This is a genomic window from Flavobacterium odoriferum (assembly GCF_025499515.1).
Lineage (GTDB): Bacteria > Bacteroidota > Bacteroidia > Flavobacteriales > Flavobacteriaceae > Flavobacterium > Flavobacterium odoriferum.
Genome location: NZ_JAMKFA010000010.1, coordinates 164,395 through 187,522, shown reverse-complemented (window position 1 = coordinate 187,522; position 23,128 = coordinate 164,395). Strand labels below are relative to the sequence as shown.

Below are 23,128 nucleotides of genomic sequence, written 5' to 3'. Positions count from 1 at the left end.
GCGAAATTAAGTTTTAAAATCAGAAGTTAAAAACTATAGCTTATTTAATTCAGTAATTTTCTGTTGGCACGAAATTATTAATTCTTCAAAAAACTGAAAAAATTCCGATTCAAATTCGGTATAAAAATCTTGTAATTCCACAATCGCCTCTTGCATATTGGCTCTGTGCTTTGTTTTGTAATCCATCTGAAAAAGTATCATTTCCAAACCTGCAATCGAAGCATAACTTACAAACCAATTTCTTGCAATCATATACGGCATCATTCCTTTTATTCTTTCAGTTAAAATATCGTAATTGTTTTGTAATAATTTGTAGAAATCGTTGGCATAATCTTCTAATTTTTCATTTGAATACTTGCTCCAATTTTTTGCTAAAAAATGATCATATAAAATATCCATAATCACACCAGAATAATGTCCGTATTTTTCGTGCAAACGATGTTTACTTTGCCTGTAAATAGGATGCATATCGGTAAAACTATCAATGTGGCGGTGCAATAAAATTCCTTTTTTAATTTCGGAATCGAACTTTTCATAATCATGCCCTTTGATACTATCTGCCATGAAATTCCCGATTTTTAGCAAATCGTTAGTTCCTGATAAGTAAATATGTGCGAGATAGTTCATGTTTTTCTAAGTTCTTTTTGTAAATATATAAAAAAATCTTCGCGTCTTTGCGTCTTTGCGAACTACATCTTTTATATTTGTATTTCAAAATTAAAACTACACATGACATTAATAAAATCAATATCAGGAATTCGTGGCACAATTGGTGGTGCGGTTGGCGACAATTTAACTCCAGTTGATGCTGTAAAATTTGCATCTGCATATGGTTCTTTTTTAAAAATAAGACATGCTTCAAAAGGTAATGAAAGATTAAAAGTAGTTATTGGAAGAGATGCACGAATTTCGGGACCAATGATTCACAATTTAGTGATGAACACATTAGTTGGATTAGGAATCGATGTAATTGATTTGGGTTTATCAACCACGCCAACGGTTGAAATTGCTGTTCCATTGGAAAAAGCTGATGGTGGAATTATTTTAACTGCTTCTCACAATCCAAAACAATGGAATGCACTAAAATTATTAAACGAAAAAGGTGAATTTTTAAGTGGAAAAGAAGGAGAATTAATTTTAGAAATTGCCGAGAACGAAGCTTTTGATTTTTCGGATGTTGATAATTTAGGCGAAGTTATTGAAAACAATGCTTACATGGATATTCACATTGATGAAGTGCTTGAATTACCTTTGGTTGACGCTGATTTAGTAAAAACGAAGAAATTTAAAGTAGTAGTTGATGGTGTGAATTCGTCTGGTGGAATTATTATCCCTAATTTATTGGAACAAATGGGTGTTGAAGTAGTAAAATTATACTGCGAGCCAAATGGGCATTTTCCACACAATCCTGAACCTTTAAAAGAACATTTGGGAGATATTTGTAAATTAGTTGTAGAAGAAAAAGCCGATTTTGGAATTGTTGTTGACCCAGATGTAGATAGATTGGCTTTCATTTCAAATGATGGCGAAATGTTTGGCGAAGAATATACATTAGTAGCTGTTGCAGATTACGTTTTGTCAAAAACTCCTGGAAATACAGTTTCTAACATGTCGTCTTCACGTGCTTTGCGAGATATTACAGAAAAGCATGGTGGAACTTACCAAGCAAGCGCTGTTGGTGAAGTAAACGTGGTAGAATTAATGAAGAAAACCAACGCTATTATTGGTGGTGAAGGAAATGGAGGAATCATTTATCCGTCATCACACTATGGAAGAGATAGTATGGTGGGTGTTGCTTTATTTTTAACGTATTTAGCAAATCAAGATAAAACGGTTGCCGAAATTAGAGCTTCGTATCCACAATATTACATGAGTAAAAACAAGATTGAATTAACACCTCAAATTGATGTAGATCATGTTTTAGCTACGTTAACCGAAAAATATAAATCGGAAAACATTACAACAATCGACGGAGTAAAAATTGATTTTCCTACAGAATGGGTACATTTGAGAAAATCAAATACAGAACCAATTATTAGAATTTATACAGAAGCACCAACACAATCAGAAGCAGATATTTTAGCAGAACGATTTGTTAAGGAATTAAAAGAAATAGCAAGAATTTAAAAAGAAAAAGGTCAGATTTAAATCTGACCTTTTTTATTATTTTATGGCAATCATTGAAATTTCAATATTTACATTTTTTGGTAAACAAGCTACTTGAACCGTTTCTCGAGCTGGAGCAGTTGCTTCATCAAAATAACTTCCATAAATAGAATTTATTCGAGTAAAATCGTTCATATTCATTATAAAAATAGAAGTTTTGATTACATTTTCGAATGTCATATCAGCTGCCGCTAAAACAGCTTTCATGTTTTCCATTACTTGTTTTGTTTCTATTTCAATATCATCTAAAACCAATTCCATTGTTAGTGGATTAAGGGCAATTTGTCCAGATGTATATAATGTGTTTCCGACTAAAATCGCTTGATTGTATGGGCCAATAGGAGCAGGAGCATTTTTGGTATAAATTATTTTTTTCATAATTATTTCAATTTCAAAATTCTATTAAAAAACTCTGTCTGGTAATTGACGTTTGTCATATTTGATATCGCTCAATACAGAAGAAGATATTCCTATGAAAAATCCCCAATAAGTGTTTGTACCAAACGGAACCCAGTTAAAACTCATGCGCCAACTTTCTAGATCTCTTTCAAATCGCAACTGAGTAAAAGTAACCCCTTTTTGTTTAAAATCATAACCAGATGAAAAACCTACTTTCCAACGTGGGGCTAATTCAATATTTCCAGAAGCCATTAATGAATTTGAAGAAATTTCATTTTGACGATTTGAATTATTATAAGTTACCGAATATGCTAAACGTAAGTCCCAAGGTAATTTTGTTGCATACCATTCAGTAGAGGTTTCTTTTTCACTATCTTCATCATCTTTTTTAAACAAACTTTGTCTTGAATCACTCAAATCAGTACTTGTACCAAATAAATCATCACCAGTTCCACCATTTTGCTGGTTTTGCTGATTTGTTTTCTTTTCGGTATCTGTACTTGAAAAAGCATAGTTTATTGTCATGTTTGCGCTTGTCATTCTAAACAAGCTACCTCCGTTATCAATATTAAATTTTTCAATTCTTCTACCAGAATTATCAATCGCATAAGGATCAAGAGTAGTAGCAAAATTCACATTCATTTTTTGCTTAAAAAGCTCTGTTCCACCAGAAATTCGAATTGGAGACCAAGCTAAAGAATCAGCTGCTAAATTATAGTTTGTTGATAAGTTTAAATTATTTAATAACATTACCTTTTTACTTTCACCTTTTTTACTTTCTGCATCTTTAACTTTTGCTTCAAATGTATTACTTAATGAAAACCCTAAGTTGTTTGAATAGTTGTTACCAGGAGCACCAAATAAACCGCTTTCAAATTTTGTGTATTCTGCAGTTGTTAATCCAGTTGCATCAATAGCATAAGTGTCATAATATTGTTCAAAGCTTGGAGTATAACCATAAGAAACATTTGGTCGCATTACGTGTCGAATGGCTTGAATTTTTTTATCTTCACCAAAATTAAATGTTCCATAAATTGTTGTACCAATTCCTGTTGAAAAATTATAGGTTCTAAATGTTTCAAAACCTTTTTGTTCTTCTGTAATTACTTTATTTTCAGATGTGCTAAAATATTTTTCAATGGTATTAAATGCCCAAACTTCGTTATATGCTGCTCCCATAGTTACACTAAAATATTTGAAAATTTTAAAGTTTGTACTAATTGGAATGCTATGTTGAAACCCTGTTTTTGCATCTCTAAACATTTGTGGTTTAAAGAAGAGTGAATCTGTTGTTTTTATTCTGTTTTCACCTCTTATATTGTATTGAAAGTTTATATTTTTGATGATACCTTTTTTAACTCCATCTTTTGGAGCAAAAGGGAAAATTCGGTCAACACTTGCTTGAAATGTAGGCAATGTCATGTCAATTTGTTGTGAATTTGTATTTTGAGAATGTGTTGCAGATAATGACATGTTCACTTGTGGAACTGTCTGAAATGTTTTTGAATAAGAAACAGATGAACTTAAGTTGTTGTTTAAACTCGCTCCAACATTATTCATGTTAATAGATTGTCTGAAATATTGACTACTTCCTAAGTTAACAGAAGCAGAAAATCTTGAATTTGCGGCCGCTTTTGCATCTTGACTATGCGACCATTGAATATTGTATTGTTTTGATTTTACATAATCAGGAAAACCTTTCTCACTTTGAATATTATTTTCAAACCTAAAATTAAGTCGCCCACCAAATTTGTATCGTTTTGCATAACTACTTTCAGCGCGTAATCCATAGCTACCATTGGTATAATAGTCTCCTAAGATTGCTAAATCATAATAATCGCTTAATGCAAAGTAATATCCTCCATTTTGTAAAAAATATCCTTGACGATTATTCTGTCCAGGAGTTGGCATGATAAATCCTGAAACACTTTCTTCAGTCATTGGAAAGTAAGCAAATGGAAGTCCTAAAGGAGTAGGAACATCAGCAATTACTAAATTAGTTAATCCTGCAACAACTTTTTTCTTAGGAACAAATTTTACTTTACGAACTAAAAAATAATATTCGGGATCATCTATGTTTTTTGAAGTAGTTAATCTAGCATTCTTTAAAAAAACGACAGAATCATTTTCACGTTTAGAAATTTCAGCTTTAATGAACATTTCACCTTGTTTGGTTCTTGAATTCCAAATTAAAGCTTTTCCACTCACATTGTTATAAACAATAGAATCGGGTTCAATTATATTTGCGCCTTGAGTAAAAACGGGTCTTTGTATATAGTTCCCAGCAGAATCTTTTAATCTACCTGCATAAACTTGCTTTTTTTCAAAGTCATAAACAATTTTTCCTGCTTTTATGTCAAAATCGGTATACTTAATAGAAGCTTCATTGTATAAAGTAAGTTGCTTCTTTTTCTGATCCATTTTTTCATAATCCTTAGCTTTCATATTCACAATTCCATCTAAAAAAGGTTTCTTCTTTTTAGACGAATCTTGAACAGTAGAATCTTTAACTTTTATAAGGTCAGAAGAATTAAGTTTTATAGAATCGGTAAACTTAATTTCTTGAGAAAAAACAGATGTTGTTCCTATTGTTAGTAAAATTACTGAAAAAACGATATGAAATAACTTTGTATGCAATGCTTTTAATAGTATTTTTGTAAAAATTTGGCTCACTTTTTGAAGTGTCAAACTTACATATATTTTTTTGCAAAAATAACGTTTTAATAAAATTATAACTTATAATCTCTCGGAATAACTTTATGCGATATAAAAACCACTCTAAATATTTAATTTTATTAGCTTTTTTGTTTATTTCAGTACTTAATTTTGGTCAAAATACGCCAAAATTCAAAGTAGTTTTAGACGCTGGTCATGGTGGAAAAGATCCAGGAACCATGCGTGGAAGCATAAAAGAGAAAGATATTGTGTTAGATGTTGTACTTAAAATTGGAAAAATTTTAGAGCAAAATAAAGATATTACAGTGGTTTACACCCGTAAAACTGATGTTTTTATCGAACTACGTGAAAGAGCAAATATTGCTAATAAAGCTAAAGCTAATTTGTTTATTTCGGTACATTGTAATGGAGTAAAAAGTACAGCAGCAAAAGGAACTGAAACATTTGTTATGGGAATGTCTAGAACAGATACAAATTTAGATATTGCTAAAAAGGAAAATGGTGTAATCTTTTTGGAGGAAGACTACAACGAAAAATATAAAGGTTTTGATCCAAATAACCCTGAAACATTATTAGGCTTAAAAATTTTACAAGAAGAATTTTTAGAGCAAAGCATCGAGTTAGCTTCTGAAATTGAAAATAATTTTATTTCAAAAAATAATCGATTTTCAAGAGGTGTAAAGCAACAACCTATTTGGGTATTAGATGCAACTGTTATGCCTGGTGTATTAATTGAGCTTGGTTTTGTATCACATCCAGAAGAAGGAAAATATATTAGTTCAGAGGAAGGAAAAGAAGAAATGTCGAAATCTATTTCAGAGGCAATTATTACCTATAAAAATAATTTTCATTCAGCCTCAATAGAAAATAGCACTATAGAAGCACCAATTCTTAATCAAGATTTACCAGGATTAAGTAATTCTAATGTTGAGGAAGTTTCGGTTGCTAAGAAAACAATTTATAAAGTACAACTAGAAGCTGGAACAAAGAATATAGATACAAAACCAGCCAATTTTAAAGGATTAAAAAATATTTCTGTTGAACACGAAAATAAATTATACAAGTATTTTTATGGAAATGAAACAGATTATGAATCATGTAAAAAACTATTGGAAGAAGCAAAAAAGAAAGGATATAAATCGGCTTATATTGTAACTTTTGAAAATAAATAACAATGATAAAAAAGATTTTAGTTGTACTAATTTTATTCAATATTTCACATGTTCAAAGTCAAACTGCAAAGTTTAAAGTAGTTTTAGATGCTGGACACGGTGGAAAAGATTATGGCGCAGTATATCATGGAAATATTGAAAAAAATATTGCATTAAAAACCGTTTTAAAAGTAGGTGAAATTTTAGAGAAAGATCCACAAATAGACGTAATTTATACCAGAAAATCTGATGTTTTTATCGAATTACAGCAAAGAGCAAACATTGCTAATAAATCAAAAGGCAGTATTTTTGTTTCAATGCATTGCAACGCCAATAAAAATCAATCTGCTTCAGGAAACGAAACTTATGTAATGGGAATTACCCGAAATACTTCAAATTTAGAAGTAGCAAAAATGGAAAATGAAGTAGTTACTTTAGAATCTGATTATAAAATAAAATATGATGGATTTGATCCAAATTCGCCAGAATCTGTGATTGGAATTTCAATTTTGCAAGAAGAACATTTAGATCAAAGTATTGAATTAGCAGGAAGAGTACAACAGTTTTTTACAAAAAAAACAAACAACAAAAACAGAGGTGTAAAGCAAGCAGGATTTTTAGTATTACGACAAATAACAATGCCTCGTGTTTTGATAGAGATGGGATTTGTTTCTAATAAAGAAGAAGGTGCTTTTTTAAATTCAGAACAAGGTCAAGAAAAATTAGCCGAAGCAATTGCAGGTTCAATATTAGATTATAAAAACGAATTTTTTAATCCAACAAACGAACCAGTGGTTAAAGAAAAAGAACCCGTTAAAATAACTCCTTTTGAAGAAAAAGTTACACCAAAAGAACAACCAAAACAAGTTGAAAATACAACAAATAAAGGAGTTATTTTTAAAGTACAAATTTCGGCAAGTGCTAAAAAATTAGCGACAACACCATCTAATTTTAAAGGATTAAAAAATATTTCGATAGAGCAATCTGGTAAATTGTATAAATATTTTTATGGTTCTGAAAAATCATACGAAGATTCTAAAAAAAGATTAGAAGAAGCAAAACAAAAAGGTTATACTTCAGCCTTTGTGGTTGCTTATAAAGATGGAATAAAAATAAGCGTTTCTGATGCTATTAAATAAAATAAAAGTTTATTTTTGTTAAAAAATATTTGCTTTGAAACTAACAAAAGAAATTAAGACCGCAATTTTAGTTATCGTATCCATTATTTTATTTATTTGGGGATACAATTTTCTAAAAGGAAAAAATCTATTTGATAATAGCAATAAATTATTCGTAGTTTACGAGAATGTTGCTGGTTTAGCAACTTCGGCACCAGTCACACTAAATGGTTTAACTATTGGTAAAGTAAATTCTATTACCATTAATCCAGACGGAAAACTATTGGTAGAACTTCACATTACAACAGATTTTCCTATTGCAAAATCTAGCATTGCTGAAATTTATGATTCAGGATTAGTAGGAGGAAGACAAATTGCTATTAAACCTAATCTTCAAGATAAAAATTACACACAATCGGGTGATTATCTTCAAGCTTCAAGCAAATTAGGATTAACAGACGCTTTGGCACAACAGTTAGAACCATTACAAGATAAAATTCAAAAATTGTTAGATAATGCCGATGTATTATTTACAAATGTTAATGGCATTTTAGACAATCAAACCAAGCAAAATTTAAAAAACAGTATTGCAGAATTAAATAATACGCTTTCGGAGTTTAGTGCAGTTTCAAAAAATCTTAATGAAATTGTAGCAACTAATAAAACAAAATTAGGTTCTGTAATTTCAAATTTTGACAAAACTTCTGCAAATTTGGTTGTTATGTCTGATTCACTTGCAAAAGCTAACTTAGGTCAAACAGTTAAGAATTTGGAAAAAACCTTGGCAAGTGTTGATAAATTAATGGCAGAAATGGAGCAAGGTAAAGGTACAATGGGTAAATTAATGAAAGACGAAACCATGTATAATAATTTTTCTAAAGCTTCAAATGAACTTGAATTATTGTTACAAGATTTGCGTTTAAATCCAACAAGATATGTAAATGTTTCTTTGTTTGGAAAGAAAAACAAACCTTATGTTGCACCAATTAACGATACAATTAAAAAGTAAAAACACTTAATATGAACTTTTTAGATAATATTTTCTTCGCATTGCTACTTGCAATTGGAATTGGTTATTTTACAATCAATGTTAAAAAATTAATCCGAAATATTAATTTAGGGCGAGATGTAAATCGTAGCGATAATTCCTCTGAACGATGGAAAAATATGACTATGGTTGCACTTGGACAATCTAAAATGGTGAAACGACCAATTGCAGGTTTTTTACATATTATTGTTTATGTTGGTTTCGTAATTATCAATATTGAGGTAATTGAAATTATTATTGATGGACTTTTTGGAACGCATCGAGTACTTTCTTTCATGGGCGTTTTCTATGATATTTTAATTGGTTCATTCGAAATTTTAGCATTCTTAGTATTAGTTGCAGTAATTGTATTTTGGATTAGAAGAAATGTAACTAAATTAGCTCGTTTTACAAGTTCTGATTTGAAAGGTAAACCAAAGAACGACGCAAATTATATTTTATATTTTGAAATGGTATTGATGTCGTTATTCTTATTGATGAATGCAGCCGATTTACATTTGCAAAATTTAGGAATTGGCCATTATAATCAAGCAGGAAGTTTTCCAATATCGCAATTTATTGCACCAATTTTTAATGGAATGAGCGAAAGCTTGGTAGTTGTTATCGAAAGAATAGCTTGGTGGTTACACATTATAGGAATTTTAATTTTCTTGAATTATTTATATTTTTCTAAACATTTACATATTTTATTGGCGTTTCCAAATACTTATTTTGCCGATTTGAATGCAAAAGGGAAATTAGATAACTTAGAAAGTGTTACAAACGAAGTAAAATTAATGATGGATCCAACGGCCGATCCATTTGCTGCACCAGCAAATCCAGACGCAGTTCCAGCTAAGTTTGGAGCTTCAGATGTGCAAGATTTAAATTGGGTGCAATTATTAAACGCATACAGCTGTACCGAATGTGGACGTTGTACTTCATCGTGTCCTGCAAATCAAACCGGTAAAAAATTATCGCCAAGAAAGATAATGATGGATACAAGAGATAGGCTTGAAGAAGTTGGTAAAAATATCGATTTAAATAAAGGTGTTTTTGTAGAAGATGGAAAATCATTATTAAATGATTATATCACAACCGAAGAATTATGGGCTTGTACTTCTTGTAACGCTTGCGTAGAAGAATGTCCAATTAATATTAGTCCTCTTTCAATTATTATAGATATGCGTCGTTATTTAGTAATGGAACAAAGTGCTGCTCCAACTGAATTAAACAACGTGATGACAAATATTGAAAACAATGGTGCTCCTTGGCAATATAACCAAATGGATCGCTTAAACTGGGCTAACGAAGAATAAACACACACTATTTAGAATAATAATGAAACAAGAAGAAATCGAAGGGAAATTACAGGCTATATCTGTAAATGGAGAGCAATTGAGTCCAATATTACCTGAAGGAATAAAAAATTACTTAATTGATATCGACGGAACTATCTGCGATGATATTCCAAATGAAGAACCAGAGCGAATGGTTACTGCAGCCGTATATCCAGATGCATTGGTAACTTTGAACAAATGGTACGATGAAGGACATATAATTTTCTTTTTTACATCAAGAACAGAAGCACACAGAGAAGTAACTGAAACGTGGTTGAAATTACACGGATTCAAATACCACGGAATGTTGATGGGAAAACCAAGAGGAGGAAACTACCACTGGATTGACAATCACTTGGTTAAAGCAACTCGTTACAGAGGAAAATTTACCGATTTAGTAGATAAAGAAGTTACCATACAAGTATTTGACGACGAACATCACGAATAATTAAAAGTAAATCCCAATTTAACAATTAAACATATTCTAATATGTCAGAAAATTTAATAGTTCCTACAATGGCCGAAATGATGGCACAAGGCAAACAACCAGATGTTTTGTTTTGGGTAGGATGCGCAGGAAGTTTTGATGATAGAGCAAAAAAAATCACAAAAGCCTTTGTTAAAATATTAAACAGAGCAAATGTTTCTTTCGCTGTTTTAGGAACAGAAGAAAGTTGTACAGGTGATCCAGCAAAAAGAGCAGGAAATGAATTCTTGTTTCAAATGCAAGCTATGACTAATATTGAAGTAATGAATGCCTACGAAGTAAAACGTATTGTTACAGCTTGCCCACATTGTTTTAATACATTAAAAAATGAATATCCAGAATTAGGTGGAAAATACGAAGTTTTACACCATACAGAATTCATTAAAGCATTACTAAATGAAGGCAAATTAGCTATCGAAGGTGGTCAATTCAAAGGAAAAAGAATTACTTTTCACGATCCATGTTATTTAGGAAGAGCCAATAATACGTATGAAGCTCCTCGCGAATTAATTCAAAAATTAGATGCTGAATTAGTAGAAATGAAACGTTCGCGTGCAAATGGGTTATGTTGTGGTGCAGGTGGAGCTCAAATGTTTAAAGAGCCTGAAAAAGGAAATAAAGACATCAATATTGAAAGAACTGAAGATGCTTTAGAAACACAGCCAGAAATCATTGCTGCTGGTTGTCCATTTTGCAATACTATGTTAACTGACGGAATCAAGCACAAAGAAAAAGAAGCTTCAGTTAAAGTTCTTGACGTTGCAGAATTAATCGCTAATGCTCAAGATTTATAATGTATAAAATAATTATATTATTTTTGTTTACTATTTCTTTTTCTTTTGCTCAAGATAGAAAAAAAGACGAAGTGGTACAAAAAGTAACAAAAAACACTTGTGAATGTGTTTCAAAAGGCGAAATTAAAAAAGACAATGTTAAAATTGGTCTTGGAATTTGCCTAATTGAAGCAATGAATGCACACAAATCAGAGTTGTTAAAAGCATATAAATCAGAAAAAATAAACAAAGATTTAATTGAAAAAGTTGGAGAAGATGTTGGAGAAGAAATGATGGATGTTTGTCCTGAAGTACTTGAGCTAATCATGAGTGATGAAAAGTTTGTTCAAGAAATCATTTCAGATTATTCTAAAAAAGAATCTAAATCATCAAACAACTTAACTGATGTTGAATTAGTTGAAGAAGATACAAATATAACAGGTGTTTTTTTCGAAACCAAAATCGAAAGTTATCTATACATTACGGTTAAAGAAGATTCTGGTAGAATTAATAATTTCGTTTTATTAAATAATTTTGATAATTCGTTTTTAATTACAGATAATGTATTATTACAAAACGATAAAGTAAAGGTATATTATTATATAACTGAACTTTATGATTTCAAATTAAATAAATTTTTAACCTTTAAAATAATTACTAATCTAATCAAATTATAAATAAATGAAAAAATTACTTTTACTAGTATTACTTACATCAAGTTCAATTTTTGCACAAAAATTAACTAAAGAACAATTGACCGATAAAATGTCTGATGTAGGTTGCGAATGTGCTTCTAAACAAGAGATTACTAAAGATAATATGGAGTTGACTTTAGGCTTGTGTATTTTAGAAGCTATGAATAAATATGAAAAAGATGTTGAAAAACATTATGGCAAAAATGTTATCACTGACGATAAAAAAATGGAACAATTAGGATATGATATTGGTTTAAAAATGGGAACAAAATGTCCTACAGTTTTTAAATTTATGATGGATGATTCAGATGATAGTGGTGATGAAGAATATATAGAAGACGAACCAGATGCAATGATTTCTGGTAAATTAACTGAAATTAAATCAGAACAATTTTTAACGTTTTCAGTAAAAGAAGCTTCAGGAAAAATGAATCAATTTATTTTATTAAGTGGTTTTGATAACGCATTTTTACTAACTGACAAAGTATTAAAAACAAATGATGCCTTAGAAGTTTATTACTACGAATTAGAATTATTTGATGCTAAATTAGCAAAGTTTGTTACATATAAAGTTGTAACAGATATTATAAAAAAATAACAATGTACGTACCATTTGATACATTACCAGAAGATGCGAAAATTTGGATTTACCAATCCAATAGAAAGTTCTCTGATGAAGAAATTCAAGAAATTGAAAAAGATTTGACTTCTTTTTTAGAAGATTGGTCTGCACACGGACAACAATTAGAAGCTTCTTTTGTAACAAAATACAATCGTTTTATTATAATTGCAGTAAATCAGGAAACTCAAGCAGCTACAGGTTGTTCTATTGATGCTTCTGTTCAGTTTATTCAAAATTTGGAACAAAAATATGAAGTTGATTTATTGGACAAAATGAATGTTACCTTTAAAATGGGCGAACACGTTGCATTTAAACCACTAATCGAATTTAAAAAATTAGCCAAAGAAAAAGCTGTTTCTGGAAACACAATTGTTTTTAATAATTTAGTTAACACAGTTGGAGAATGGCAAGATTTTTGGGAAGTTCCTGCTAACGAAAGTTGGCATAATAGATTTTTCTAAAACGAATATTTAAACTATATTTGAAAATCATCATTAAACCAATTTTAATGATGATTTTTTTATTATACAAAACCCTGATTTCATGCGATATATATTCATTTTTATACTTTTTTCAGTTGTTTCATTTGCACAAAAAAAATCTAATCTTTCACAAGAAGTTTGGGTGGATAGCGTTTATAACCAACTTTCATTTGAAGAAAGAGTAGGACAACTGTTTATGGTCGCTGCTTATTCTAATAAAGATGAAGCACACAACAAGTCAATTGATAAATTGGTGGAAGAAAATAAAATTGGTGGTTTAATCTTTTTTCAAGGAGGACCAGTACGTCAAGCAAAATTGACAAACCGTTATCAAGCCAAATCAAAAGTTCCAATGTTTATTGGTATTGACGCCGAATGGGGTTTGAGTATGCGATTAGATTCAACCTATCGTTACCCATGGAATATGACACTTGGTGCCATTCAAGACATGAAATTGATTGAAAAAGCAGGAAATCAGATGGCAAAACAATCAAAACGAATGGGAATTCATTTCAATTTTGCACCGGTTGTAGATATTAATACAAATCCAAAAAATCCAATTATTGGTAACCGTTCATTTGGTGAAACAAAAGAAAATGTAACACTCAGAGCTTTAGCTTTAATGAAAGGTTTGCAGGACGAAGGTGTTTTTGCAACAGCAAAGCATTTTCCAGGACACGGTGACACTTCAACCGATTCTCATCATACATTGCCAGTGGTGAAATTTGACAAAAATCGATTAGATGATGTTGAATTATATCCGTATAAAGAATTAATTAAGAATGGATTAACCAGTGTAATGGTAGCGCATTTAAACGTACCAAGCATTGAACCAAGAGAAAATTATCCAACTTCAATTTCATATAATGTTGTAACAAATATTTTAAAAAATGAATTGCAATTTGAAGGGTTGATTTTTACCGATGCACTAAACATGAAAGGTGCTAGTAATTTTAAAAAACCAGGTGATATTGATTTGGAAGCATTTTTAGCAGGAAACGATGTTTTGCTTTTTGCCGAAAATGTCCCGGTTGCTATCAAAAAATTTAATGAAGCAAAAAAGGATGGCAGATTAACTGAAGAACGTTTAGCTTATTCGGTTAAGAAGATTTTAGCCTATAAATACAAAGCAAATTTACATAATTATCAGCCAATTGCTTTAGAAAATTTATATAACGATTTGAATGCTGTAGAATTTGAAGCATTGAATTATCAGTTGTATGAAAATGCGGTTACAGTAATTAAAAACGATACAAAGTCAATTCCAGTAGCACAATTAGATAAAGAAAAAATTGCTTATGTTAAGTTAGGAAATGATTCTTCAGATGTGTTTTTAACTCAATTGAAAAATTATGCAAATGTTACTGAAATTACTTCTAAAAACTTAGATTCTGTATTAGTTGAATTGCAAGACTATACAAAAGTAATTATAGGTTATCACAAATCTGATGGGGCGTGGAGAAATCATAATTTGACATTTAGAGAATTACTTTGGATTAATCAAATTGGAAAACAAAATGATGTAATTTTAACATTTTTTACAAAACCTTATTCATTGTTGACCATCAAAAATTTTGAATCAATTGAAACAATCATTGTTGGTTATCAAAATAATGCTATTTCACAAACTGTAGTTCCACAAATTATTTTTGGTGCAATTGGTTCTAAAGGAAAATTACCAGTTTCAATTGAAGAACACTTCAAAGTAAATGAAGGAATAGAAACGCTTGCCATTCAAAGATTAGGTTTTGAAATACCTGAAAATGTGGGAATGGATTCTAAAATTTTAACCAAAATAGATTCTATTGCTAAATTTGCTATCGATAAAAAAATGACACCAGGTTTACAAGTTGTTGTGGCTCGAAAAGGAAAAGTTGTGTATCAAAAATCGTTTGGAAATCATACCTATGAAGAAGGAGCTGAAAAAGTAAAAAATACTGATTTGTTCGATATTGCATCTTTAACAAAAATTATTGGAACATTGCCAAATATAATGCAAGAATTTGACAAAGGTAATTTAACATTGGAAACCAAATTAAAAGCAATGCTACCCGTTTTTAAAGGTTCAAATAAAGAAGACGCAACAGTTTTGGATATGTTAACACATCAAGCACGTTTTCAACCTTGGATTCCGTTTTATAAAGCAACTTTGGATAGTTTAAATAAACCTAGTGAAAAATATTATAGAACGCGTCCTACAGTTGAATTTCAGTTAAAAGTTGCCGAAGATTTATATTTGAGAAGAGACTATAACGACACTATTTTAAAAGTAATTGCAAATAGTGAGCTTTTGCCAAAAAAACAATATAAATACAGTGATTTTTCATTTATTTTATTCAAAGAATATTTAGAAAGAGAAAATGGAAAATCATTAGAATATTTAGCAGAAAACAATTTTTATAAGTATTTAGGGGCAACTTCTTTAACCTATAATCCGTTACATAAATTTGATAAAAGTATTGTGATTCCTACCGAAAATGACAATTACTTTAGATATCAAAAAGTTCATGGATATGTTCATGATATGGCAGCAGCAATGCAAGGCGGAATTTCGGGTCATGCTGGATTATTTTCAAACGCTTTAGACATTGCAAAAGTGATGCAAATGTATCTGCAAAAAGGAAGCTATGGCGGTAAACAATTTATTACAGAAGAAACATTACAAAAGTTCAATACCTGTTATTTTTGTAAAGATGGCAATAGAAGAGGAGTTGGCTTTGATAAACCGCAATTAGGAAATGAAGGACCAACTTGTGGTTGTGTATCTTTAACAAGTTTTGGACATACTGGATTTACTGGAACGATGACATGGGCTGATCCAGAAAAGGAAATAGTATACGTTTTTTTATCCAACAGAACATTTCCCGATTCAAATGCATCAAATAAATTATCTAAAGAAAATATAAGAGAAAATATTCAAAAAGTGATTTATGAGAGTATTATAGAATAATAACTAAAATTCTAACGTTCTAAAAATCTAAACATGACATCAGAAGCAACAACAGTAGATCAATACATAAACGAAGCTCCAGAAGATAGAAGAGAAGCGTTGCAAAAATTAAGAAATATAATTTTAGAAAACCTTCCAAAAGGTTTTCAAGAATGTATTAGTTATGGAATGGTTGGATATGTTGTGCCACATTCTATTTATCCAAAAGGATATCATTGTACGCCAGAATTGCCTTTACCATTTATGTCGTTTGCAAGTCAAAAGAATAGTATTAATTTTTATCACATGTGTATTTATGCTAATCCTGAATTACACGACTGGTTTGTGGCTGAATATCCAAAATATTCTAAGCAAAAATTAGATATGGGGAAAAGTTGTATCCGATTTAAAAAACCTGATAATATTCCGTTTGAATTGATTGGTGAATTGGTTAAAAAAATTTCTGTAGACCAATGGATAGCAACTTACGAAGCGGCTTTTAGAAAATAAACTAAAAAATATTAAATGATTAATTTTTTAAAAAAGCAAAGAAATAATTTAATCCAATCAAAATTTGGAAAATATTCTATTTATGCAATTGGAGAAATTTTTCTAGTTGTAATAGGAATATTGATAGCTTTACAAGTCAATAACTGGAATGAAAACAGAAAAAATTTAATTAAAGAACAAGTTATTTTAAAACAATTAAGAGCAGAATTTAAATCAAATCTTGTTCAATTAGATGAAAAAATAGTTCTAAGTTCTCAAATTATCAACTCGTCTGAAAAAGTTCTAAAAATGATTGACAATCCTTTAAATGTTAATAAAGATACTTTGTATAATAATTTGAGTGTACTAACTTTAGATCCAACATTTGATCCTATTTCAAACGATTTAATAGTATCTGGAAATTTGCAGTTAATTAATAATTTGAAATTAAAAAATAGCCTTTCAAATTGGACATCAGATGTAATGTCACTAAGAGAAATGGAGTTAGAATGGCAAAAAATGACACTTAATGTAAACTTTCCTTTTATAATTAGGCTTAATATTTATAGAGATTTAGCAAATAATCAATATAAAAATAAATCAGTTCCAATTTATATACTTGATAAAAACGTTCGTCAAAAATTAGAAATAGGAAAATCTAAGCGAAGTGTAAATGTGGAAAGTGTATTGAACAACCCTGAGATTGAATCAATAATTTCAAGAGCAATTACTGCTAATCATGTTACTAATTTACAGTCTTTAGCACTAAAAAAGAAGATTAATAATATTTTAGATTTAATCGAAAAAGAAATAAAAAAATAAATATGAAAATTGCTATAGTTTGTTATCCTACATTTGGTGGAAGTGGGGTTGTTGCTACTGAACTTGGTTTGGAATTAGCCAAGAGAGGTCACGAAATCCATTTCATTACTTACAGTCAACCTGTGCGATTAGCCTTGTTGAACCCAAATGTACATTATCATGAAGTTCACGTTCCAGAATATCCTTTGTTTCACTATCAACCTTATGAATTAGCGCTTTCTAGCAAGTTGGTTGATATGGTTAAATTGTACAAAATTGATGTTTTACACGTGCATTATGCCATTCCTCATGCATATGCGGGTTACATGGCAAAGCAAATGTTGGCTGATGAAGGAATTCATATTCCAATGGTAACTACATTGCACGGAACCGATATTACTTTAGTTGGAAATCATCCATTTTACAAGCCAGCAGTAAGTTTTAGTATCAATAAATCTGATGTTGTTACTAGTGTTTCCCAAAGCTTAAAAGACGATACACATCGTTTGTTTGAGATAAAAAAAGATATTGTTGTTATTCCAAATTTTATCGAATTAACTAAGGAAAAGCAAGTTGAAAACATACCTTGTCATCGCTCGTTAATGGCAGCAGAAAATGAAATGATTGTTACACATATTTCAAACTTTAGAAAAGTAAAACGAATTGATGATATTGTAAAGATATTTTTCGAGATTCAAAAAGAAGTTCCTGCAAAATTAATGATGGTTGGAGAAGGTCCTGAAAAAGAAAATGCAGAGTATTTATGCAGCCAATTAGGCATCCAAAACAAAGTTATTTTCTTTGGTAATAGTAATGAAATTGATAAAATTTTATGCTTTTCAGATTTGTTCTTATTGCCTTCAGAAACCGAAAGTTTTGGTTTAGCTGCATTAGAAGCTATGGCTTGTGGAGTTCCTGTTATTTCAAGTAATTCAGGTGGTTTACCTGAAGTGAATAAAGATGGTTTTTCGGGTTATTTAAGTAATGTAGGCGATGTTTCAAAAATGAGTCACGATGCAATTTCATTATTAAAGGATAAAGAAAAACTAAAACAATTTAAAATTAATGCATTAGAAACGGCAAAATTATTTGATATCCAACAGATTATGCCTTTATATGAACAAGTTTATTATCAAGCAATACATTCTAAAAATGACTAAAATAACATCTTTTATTGTTTTACTACTAATTTCATGTACAACAACACCAAAGCCAGTAGTTTTGAACACATCATTTTCTACGATATATAAAAACTCAAATGGTGGTGCTGAAAATGCAAGTTATTTGCATATAACAAATAATGAAGATTATATAAAATTTATCGAAACCTTAAAAATTGATGAATCTGAATTTAATCAATTAGTAACTGTTAATTTTAAAGAAAACGATGTTGTAGTTTTAAATCAAGGACAAAAAAAATCAGGTGGATTTAGTATCGATGTTGCAGCTATTAATTGGGAAAATGATACACTTTTGATAAAAAAGTTAGAAATAGCACCAAATAAAGGAGATATAGTAACAATGGTTTTAACTTCACCATATTGTATTACAATTATTCCAAAAGCAAAAAATATAAGAATTATTCAATAAAAAAAGGCTCAAATTTAATTTGAGCCTTTTTTGTATTATTTAGTTAAATCTGTAACGAACACCTAATGCGATGTCTGGTCCAAAATTATCTTCTCTGTAATCATCAGAGTTAAAATAAAGCTCTGGACGAATGTCTAATGATAATTGCAACGGAAAATCAAAGTTGTATTCTATACCTAAATCTCCAGCAGCAAATAAAATTACACCACTATCATCTACACCTTGGTAGTCATAACTCCAACTTCCAACACCACCACCAACACCGGCATACCAATTAAAACCTCCGTCAATGTTCCAAACCCACTGGTATAATCCAGCTAATTTAAAAGCATCAACATGCTTACTGTTTCTCCAACCTAAATCTAGTTCTAAACGGTTGTTTTTACTTAAACCCCTTTGATACGAAATCTCACCTCCAAAACCGTCATTGTCTCCTAAACGTAAACCTATTGCGTTTTTAGAAATGTCCTGTGCTTGTGTGCTGAATACTAAACCTAATAGCATAAAAGCTGATAAAATTACTTTTTTCATATAAATGTGTTTTTACAAATGTAGAAAAAATTCTACAAGGATTGTGCCAAAACCTCATTTAATGACTAATTAACTAGGTAAGTATCTAAAAACTCTTCTTGTGATTGACTTCCTGTTGTTGGTATTGGTAATGTAACACCAGGAATTGATTCTATTTCGTATGTAATATTTGTATCTGTGTATACCATACCTATATCTTCAGAATAATATTGGTAAGAAGTAATTACATCTTGAGGGGACAAAACCGTAATTGTAACAGGAGGAAGACCAACAACTAATTCTTGTGTAGTTGTGATTTTTAAATTTAATACAACTTTTGTTTTTATAACATTTTCATACAAATCACCATTTGGAGAAGTAAAAGTAGCAATTTTAGAAACATTATAGGATTTTAATGTATATGTAAAATCTAAATCATAGCCAGAAACAACTTGCGAAAAAGTACCATTCATAGTACTTAGCACTTCGTTTGCTCCTGCATTCTCTTTTAAAATAATAAAATCATTAATTACCAAACTAATTGGTGTACCTAAGCCCAAATCATAACTTGCATTTCCACTTAATTTAATCGAGCTTCCATCAACTCGTAAGCCATTATTTCTTAAAGTACTTGAATAAAAACCATTTGGTAGTGATTCTGTTTCCATTTTTTTAAATGTAACTCCAGAAAATAAAATATCTCCATTTACATAAAGAGAATCTCTACTATTTGTAATCATCCCTTCGCTATCGTTTTCTATGTTGTATGTCCAATAATTTTCATTAGTTAATGGTAGATAATTAGTTGAAGTTTCGCTCGAACCAACAGAATCGTCACTTGAACACGATGAAAGCAACATAAGAACTGAAAAAATAAATAAAAAGTGAATTTTTTTCATAAAAAATAGTTTTAGTTTGGCTAATATATGAAAACTCTTCAATTGATTTTTAGTTTTTTTACATTTTGAAAGAAATTAGTTAGCTAAATATACTAAATTTGTAATTGCAGAAAAAATAGAACTATGGCAGGAAATACGTTTGGAAAGTTTTTGAAGTTAACCACTTTTGGTGAATCTCATGGAGAAGCCTTGGGAGGAATTATAGACGGTTGTCCTGCAGGAATTCGACTAGACTTTGATTTTATTCAAGTACAAATGCAACGTAGAAAACCTGGCCAATCATCCATCGTAACTCAACGAAAAGAAGAAGATGAAGTTCAATTTTTATCTGGAATTTTTGAAGGAAAAACGACAGGAACTCCAATAGGTTTTATTATTCCAAACACCAATCAAAAATCAGATGATTATTCAGATATAAAAAATTCGTACCGACCAAGTCATGCCGATTATGTATATGAACAAAAATATGGTATTCGAGATTATCGTGGTGGTGGCAGAAGTTCGGCACGTGAAACAGCAAGTAGAGTAGTAGGAGGAGCCATTGCAAGGCAAATTATTCCTGAAATTAAAATAAACGCATTTGTTTCATCTGTAGGAGAAATTTTTATTGATAAACCTTATCAAGAATTAGATTTTTCTAAAATTGAAAGCAACGCTATTCGTTGTCCTGATTTGGCTACTGCCGAAAAAATGGAAAATTATATCAAAGAAATTAAAAAACAAGGTGACACAGTTGGTGGAACAATTACTTGTGTAATTCAAAATGTACCAATTGGATTAGGTGAACCTGTTTTTGATAAGTTGCATGCCGAATTAGGTAAAGCAATGCTTTCAATAAACGCAGTAAAAGGTTTTGAATTTGGTAGTGGATTTTGTGGATCCAAAATGAAAGGTAGCGAACACAACGATTTATACAACGAAGACGGAACCACTAAGTCTAATCTTTCAGGAGGTATTCAAGGCGGAATTTCAAACGGTATGGATATTTATTTTAGAGTTGCCTTTAAACCAGTTGCAACATTGATTCAAAAACAAGAAGTTTTAAACAATCAAGGTGAAATCATTGAGCAACAAGGAAAAGGCCGACATGATCCATGTGTGGTTCCAAGAGCCGTTCCTATTGTTGAAGCCATGACCGCCTTAGTAATTGCAGATTATTTTTTACAAGATAAAGTCTATAGTATTTAAATGTGACTCTTTGTGTTTAAAATAATTAGATTTAAAAGTTTTTATATTTTAGTAATAATTTAAATCGTTGATTTTCAGTATAAAATTAATTTTAGTATTATTTTTTTTATAAATTTGTTTAAACTTTAAAACATCTTTATATGAAAAAAATTCTACTCTCTATCTTATTAATCACTTCAAATTCATTTTATGGACAAGAAGTAATTTATGAAACTACTCACGCTGGTACTACAGGTGCCGAAATTACACCTACAGCAAATGGTCCAGCATGTCAAATGGGTGATGCAATAGTTATAGGAGGAACTGCAAGATATTTGAATTCTATAACAGTTGATTTGTTTAATTTAAATGATGCAACCCCTTTTTCTGTTACAATGACTTTATATTCTGATTGTCCAACAGTAACTGGAGCTGGAGCTTGTGGTTCTGGAATAGGTACATTAATTCCAGGTTCCTCAGTTACCGTTAATGTAACTGCACCACCTGCAACATTAGGAACAGTCTTCGAAGTCGTTTTTCCTTATAGCGGTCTAGATTTATCAGGGCAAACAGATAATGGAATTTCCGTAATGATAAATGCAAGTAGAGCAAATGTCTTTTGGATATTAGGTGAAACACCTACTATTGGTAGTATGCCTGCTGGAGAAACAGGATTTGGTTTTGCAACTCGTTGTGGTAGTTCTGGAACCAATAATGGATGTGCAAGAAATTTTGGAATAGCCAATAATTTTGCAATGACGATTGATGCTAATTTAACATTATCAAGTGAAAATTTTGGAGATAATAGTCTTGATAAAATAGTACTTTATCCTAATCCTGTTATTTCTGTTTTAAGTATTTCAAATGCTAATATTTATGAAATAAGAAACGTTTTTGTAACGGATATAAATGGTAGAAAAATTAAAATACAAAGTGATTCATTTTCTGAAATTGATGTTTCTGATTTAAATTCAGGAGTTTACTTCTTAACAATTGAAACAGATGAAGGAAAATCAACTAAGAAGTTTATCAAACAATAATCTCTTAGTTGAATAACAAACAAAAAACGACCAGATTACTGGTCGTGTTTTTTTTTTTATTAAAAAAAAAAATTAATTTTTTTTTTTAATAAAAAAAAAAACACGACCAGATTACTGGTCGTTTTTTTTCTTTTTATCACTATTCATCATTAGCATTACAGCTCCAACCAAGCCCAAAATAACAATTGCAAAAATTGCAATCATAATAAATGCTCCATTTCCCCAAGAATAAAGTGGTAATAATAAATTTGCCATAGTTACAAAGGTTAGAATTTACACAAAGATAAACGTTAACAATTGTTTATTAACTGATATTTATCATATAAATTTATTCTAAAAACTTAGCTTTTAATTCGGGAGTTGGAATCATACATGCATCTTTTTTACCATACCATTTGTACCTGTTTTTTGCTACATAATCGTAGATAGCATCACGTAAACCTGTTGGTAATATTTTAAAAACTGTTGCAAAAGTAAAAATTCCGCTCAAACCTTTGGCAATATGTAAAGCAGCTGTTGATTTGTAATAATAGGAGATTCCAGGTTCATACAAAACAATACTATCAGTATGAATAGGATTGATTCCAATATGTTTTAAAATCTTTTGTCCTAATTCCGACTGAAGCGAAACAAATCGAAATATATCTTTTTTATCATGTTGAATCACATATTGAACTGATGAATTGCATAAATTGCAAACACCATCAAACAATATGATTTTTTTATCCTGTGGTAAATCTTGTATTTCCATAATCTGTTTCTAAATG

Annotated in this window: 24 protein-coding genes; 17 read left to right on the top strand and 7 right to left on the bottom strand. The window is 30.2% G+C overall.

Going from position 1 to position 23,128, the window contains the following annotated elements:
- Nucleotides 1-33: 33 nt before the first annotated feature.
- The gene (locus tag M9Q43_RS09390; protein WP_262318673.1) at nt 34-627 is read right to left on the bottom strand and encodes an acyl carrier protein phosphodiesterase; all 594 of its coding nucleotides are present in this window, start codon (nt 625-627) and stop codon (nt 34-36) included.
- 102 nt (nt 628-729) lie between these two features.
- Here M9Q43_RS09390 and glmM point away from each other — a divergent pair, with 102 nt between their 5' ends.
- Nucleotides 730-2,127, top strand: coding sequence for a phosphoglucosamine mutase (gene glmM / locus M9Q43_RS09385; protein ID WP_262318672.1), 1,398 nt, complete (start codon nt 730-732; stop codon nt 2,125-2,127).
- 36 nt (nt 2,128-2,163) lie between these two features.
- Here the strand turns inward: glmM and M9Q43_RS09380 are convergent, their stop codons facing one another.
- Together M9Q43_RS09380 and M9Q43_RS09375 are read right to left on the bottom strand one after the other, a co-directional pair.
- Nucleotides 2,164-2,544: a RidA family protein gene (locus tag M9Q43_RS09380; protein WP_262318671.1), complete on the bottom strand. Its 381-nt coding sequence runs from the start codon at nt 2,542-2,544 to the stop codon at nt 2,164-2,166.
- 24 nt (nt 2,545-2,568) lie between these two features.
- Complete coding sequence (locus M9Q43_RS09375; RefSeq protein WP_408611251.1) at nt 2,569-5,238, bottom strand: putative LPS assembly protein LptD; 2,670 nt, start codon at nt 5,236-5,238, stop codon at nt 2,569-2,571.
- A gap of 86 nt (nt 5,239-5,324) precedes the next feature.
- Here M9Q43_RS09375 and M9Q43_RS09370 point away from each other — a divergent pair, with 86 nt between their 5' ends.
- The 14 genes from M9Q43_RS09370 to M9Q43_RS09305 all read left to right on the top strand — a co-directional run bounded on the left by M9Q43_RS09370 (nt 5,325) and on the right by M9Q43_RS09305 (nt 18,745).
- Complete coding sequence (locus tag M9Q43_RS09370; RefSeq protein ID WP_262318669.1) at nt 5,325-6,413, top strand: N-acetylmuramoyl-L-alanine amidase family protein; 1,089 nt, start codon at nt 5,325-5,327, stop codon at nt 6,411-6,413.
- 2 nt (nt 6,414-6,415) lie between these two features.
- The gene (locus tag M9Q43_RS09365; RefSeq protein WP_262318668.1) at nt 6,416-7,531 is read left to right on the top strand and encodes an N-acetylmuramoyl-L-alanine amidase family protein; all 1,116 of its coding nucleotides are present in this window, start codon (nt 6,416-6,418) and stop codon (nt 7,529-7,531) included.
- A gap of 34 nt (nt 7,532-7,565) precedes the next feature.
- Nucleotides 7,566-8,519, top strand: coding sequence for an MlaD family protein (locus M9Q43_RS09360; RefSeq protein WP_262318667.1), 954 nt, complete (start codon nt 7,566-7,568; stop codon nt 8,517-8,519).
- Nucleotides 8,520-8,530: 11 nt separating this feature from the next.
- Nucleotides 8,531-9,856 (top strand): (Fe-S)-binding protein, encoded by a 1,326-nt coding sequence (locus M9Q43_RS09355; protein ID WP_262318666.1) that lies wholly within the window; start codon nt 8,531-8,533, stop codon nt 9,854-9,856.
- A 22-nt stretch (nt 9,857-9,878) separates the two neighbouring features.
- Nucleotides 9,879-10,325: an LNS2 domain-containing protein gene (locus tag M9Q43_RS09350; RefSeq protein WP_262318665.1), complete on the top strand. Its 447-nt coding sequence runs from the start codon at nt 9,879-9,881 to the stop codon at nt 10,323-10,325.
- A gap of 41 nt (nt 10,326-10,366) precedes the next feature.
- Entirely contained in the window at nt 10,367-11,158 is a 792-nt protein-coding gene (locus M9Q43_RS09345) for a (Fe-S)-binding protein (RefSeq protein WP_262318664.1), read from the top strand.
- Nucleotides 11,158-11,814: a hypothetical protein gene (locus M9Q43_RS09340; RefSeq protein ID WP_262318663.1), complete on the top strand. Its 657-nt coding sequence runs from the start codon at nt 11,158-11,160 to the stop codon at nt 11,812-11,814. The genes M9Q43_RS09345 and M9Q43_RS09340 overlap by 1 nt, the downstream gene beginning before the upstream one ends.
- Before the next feature lie 4 nt (nt 11,815-11,818).
- Nucleotides 11,819-12,430, top strand: a complete 612-nt coding sequence (locus M9Q43_RS09335; protein WP_262318662.1) for a hypothetical protein — start codon at nt 11,819-11,821, stop codon at nt 12,428-12,430.
- Nucleotides 12,431-12,432: 2 nt separating this feature from the next.
- Nucleotides 12,433-12,915 carry an ABC transporter ATPase gene (locus M9Q43_RS09330; RefSeq protein ID WP_262318661.1) on the top strand — a complete coding sequence of 161 codons (483 nt, stop codon included), beginning with the start codon at nt 12,433-12,435 and terminating at the stop codon, nt 12,913-12,915.
- Between the two features lie 82 nt (nt 12,916-12,997).
- Nucleotides 12,998-15,886, top strand: a complete 2,889-nt coding sequence (locus M9Q43_RS09325; protein ID WP_262318660.1) for a glycoside hydrolase family 3 N-terminal domain-containing protein — start codon at nt 12,998-13,000, stop codon at nt 15,884-15,886.
- Nucleotides 15,887-15,919: 33 nt separating this feature from the next.
- Entirely contained in the window at nt 15,920-16,375 is a 456-nt protein-coding gene (locus M9Q43_RS09320) for a DUF1801 domain-containing protein (protein WP_262318659.1), read from the top strand.
- Nucleotides 16,376-16,390: 15 nt separating this feature from the next.
- A complete protein-coding gene (locus M9Q43_RS09315) occupies nt 16,391-17,176 on the top strand; it encodes a DUF6090 family protein (RefSeq protein ID WP_262318658.1) in 786 nt (261 codons plus the stop codon).
- A 2-nt stretch (nt 17,177-17,178) separates the two neighbouring features.
- Nucleotides 17,179-18,315: an N-acetyl-alpha-D-glucosaminyl L-malate synthase BshA gene (bshA, locus tag M9Q43_RS09310; protein WP_262318657.1), complete on the top strand. Its 1,137-nt coding sequence runs from the start codon at nt 17,179-17,181 to the stop codon at nt 18,313-18,315.
- Nucleotides 18,308-18,745: a protease complex subunit PrcB family protein gene (locus M9Q43_RS09305; protein ID WP_262318656.1), complete on the top strand. Its 438-nt coding sequence runs from the start codon at nt 18,308-18,310 to the stop codon at nt 18,743-18,745. The genes bshA and M9Q43_RS09305 overlap by 8 nt, the downstream gene beginning before the upstream one ends.
- A 39-nt stretch (nt 18,746-18,784) precedes the next feature.
- Here M9Q43_RS09305 and M9Q43_RS09300 read toward each other — a convergent pair whose 3' ends face one another.
- Both M9Q43_RS09300 and M9Q43_RS09295 read right to left on the bottom strand, forming a co-directional pair.
- Nucleotides 18,785-19,276, bottom strand: a complete 492-nt coding sequence (locus M9Q43_RS09300; protein WP_262318655.1) for a porin family protein — start codon at nt 19,274-19,276, stop codon at nt 18,785-18,787.
- A 65-nt stretch (nt 19,277-19,341) separates the two neighbouring features.
- A complete protein-coding gene (locus tag M9Q43_RS09295) occupies nt 19,342-20,154 on the bottom strand; it encodes a hypothetical protein (RefSeq protein WP_262318654.1) in 813 nt (270 codons plus the stop codon).
- Between the two features lie 123 nt (nt 20,155-20,277).
- Here M9Q43_RS09295 and aroC point away from each other — a divergent pair, with 123 nt between their 5' ends.
- Entirely contained in the window at nt 20,278-21,342 is a 1,065-nt protein-coding gene (aroC, locus tag M9Q43_RS09290; RefSeq protein ID WP_262318653.1) for a chorismate synthase, read from the top strand.
- 140 nt (nt 21,343-21,482) lie between these two features.
- The gene (locus M9Q43_RS09285) at nt 21,483-22,361 is read left to right on the top strand and encodes a T9SS type A sorting domain-containing protein (protein WP_262318652.1); all 879 of its coding nucleotides are present in this window, start codon (nt 21,483-21,485) and stop codon (nt 22,359-22,361) included.
- Nucleotides 22,362-22,472: 111 nt separating this feature from the next.
- On the opposite strand, the gene M9Q43_RS09280 is transcribed toward M9Q43_RS09285, so the two are convergent.
- Both M9Q43_RS09280 and M9Q43_RS09275 read right to left on the bottom strand, forming a co-directional pair.
- Nucleotides 22,473-22,616 carry a hypothetical protein gene (locus M9Q43_RS09280; RefSeq protein ID WP_153208057.1) on the bottom strand — a complete coding sequence of 48 codons (144 nt, stop codon included), beginning with the start codon at nt 22,614-22,616 and terminating at the stop codon, nt 22,473-22,475.
- 73 nt (nt 22,617-22,689) lie between these two features.
- The gene (locus M9Q43_RS09275) at nt 22,690-23,112 is read right to left on the bottom strand and encodes a thiol-disulfide oxidoreductase DCC family protein (RefSeq protein WP_262318651.1); all 423 of its coding nucleotides are present in this window, start codon (nt 23,110-23,112) and stop codon (nt 22,690-22,692) included.
- Nucleotides 23,113-23,128: the final 16 nt, after the last annotated feature.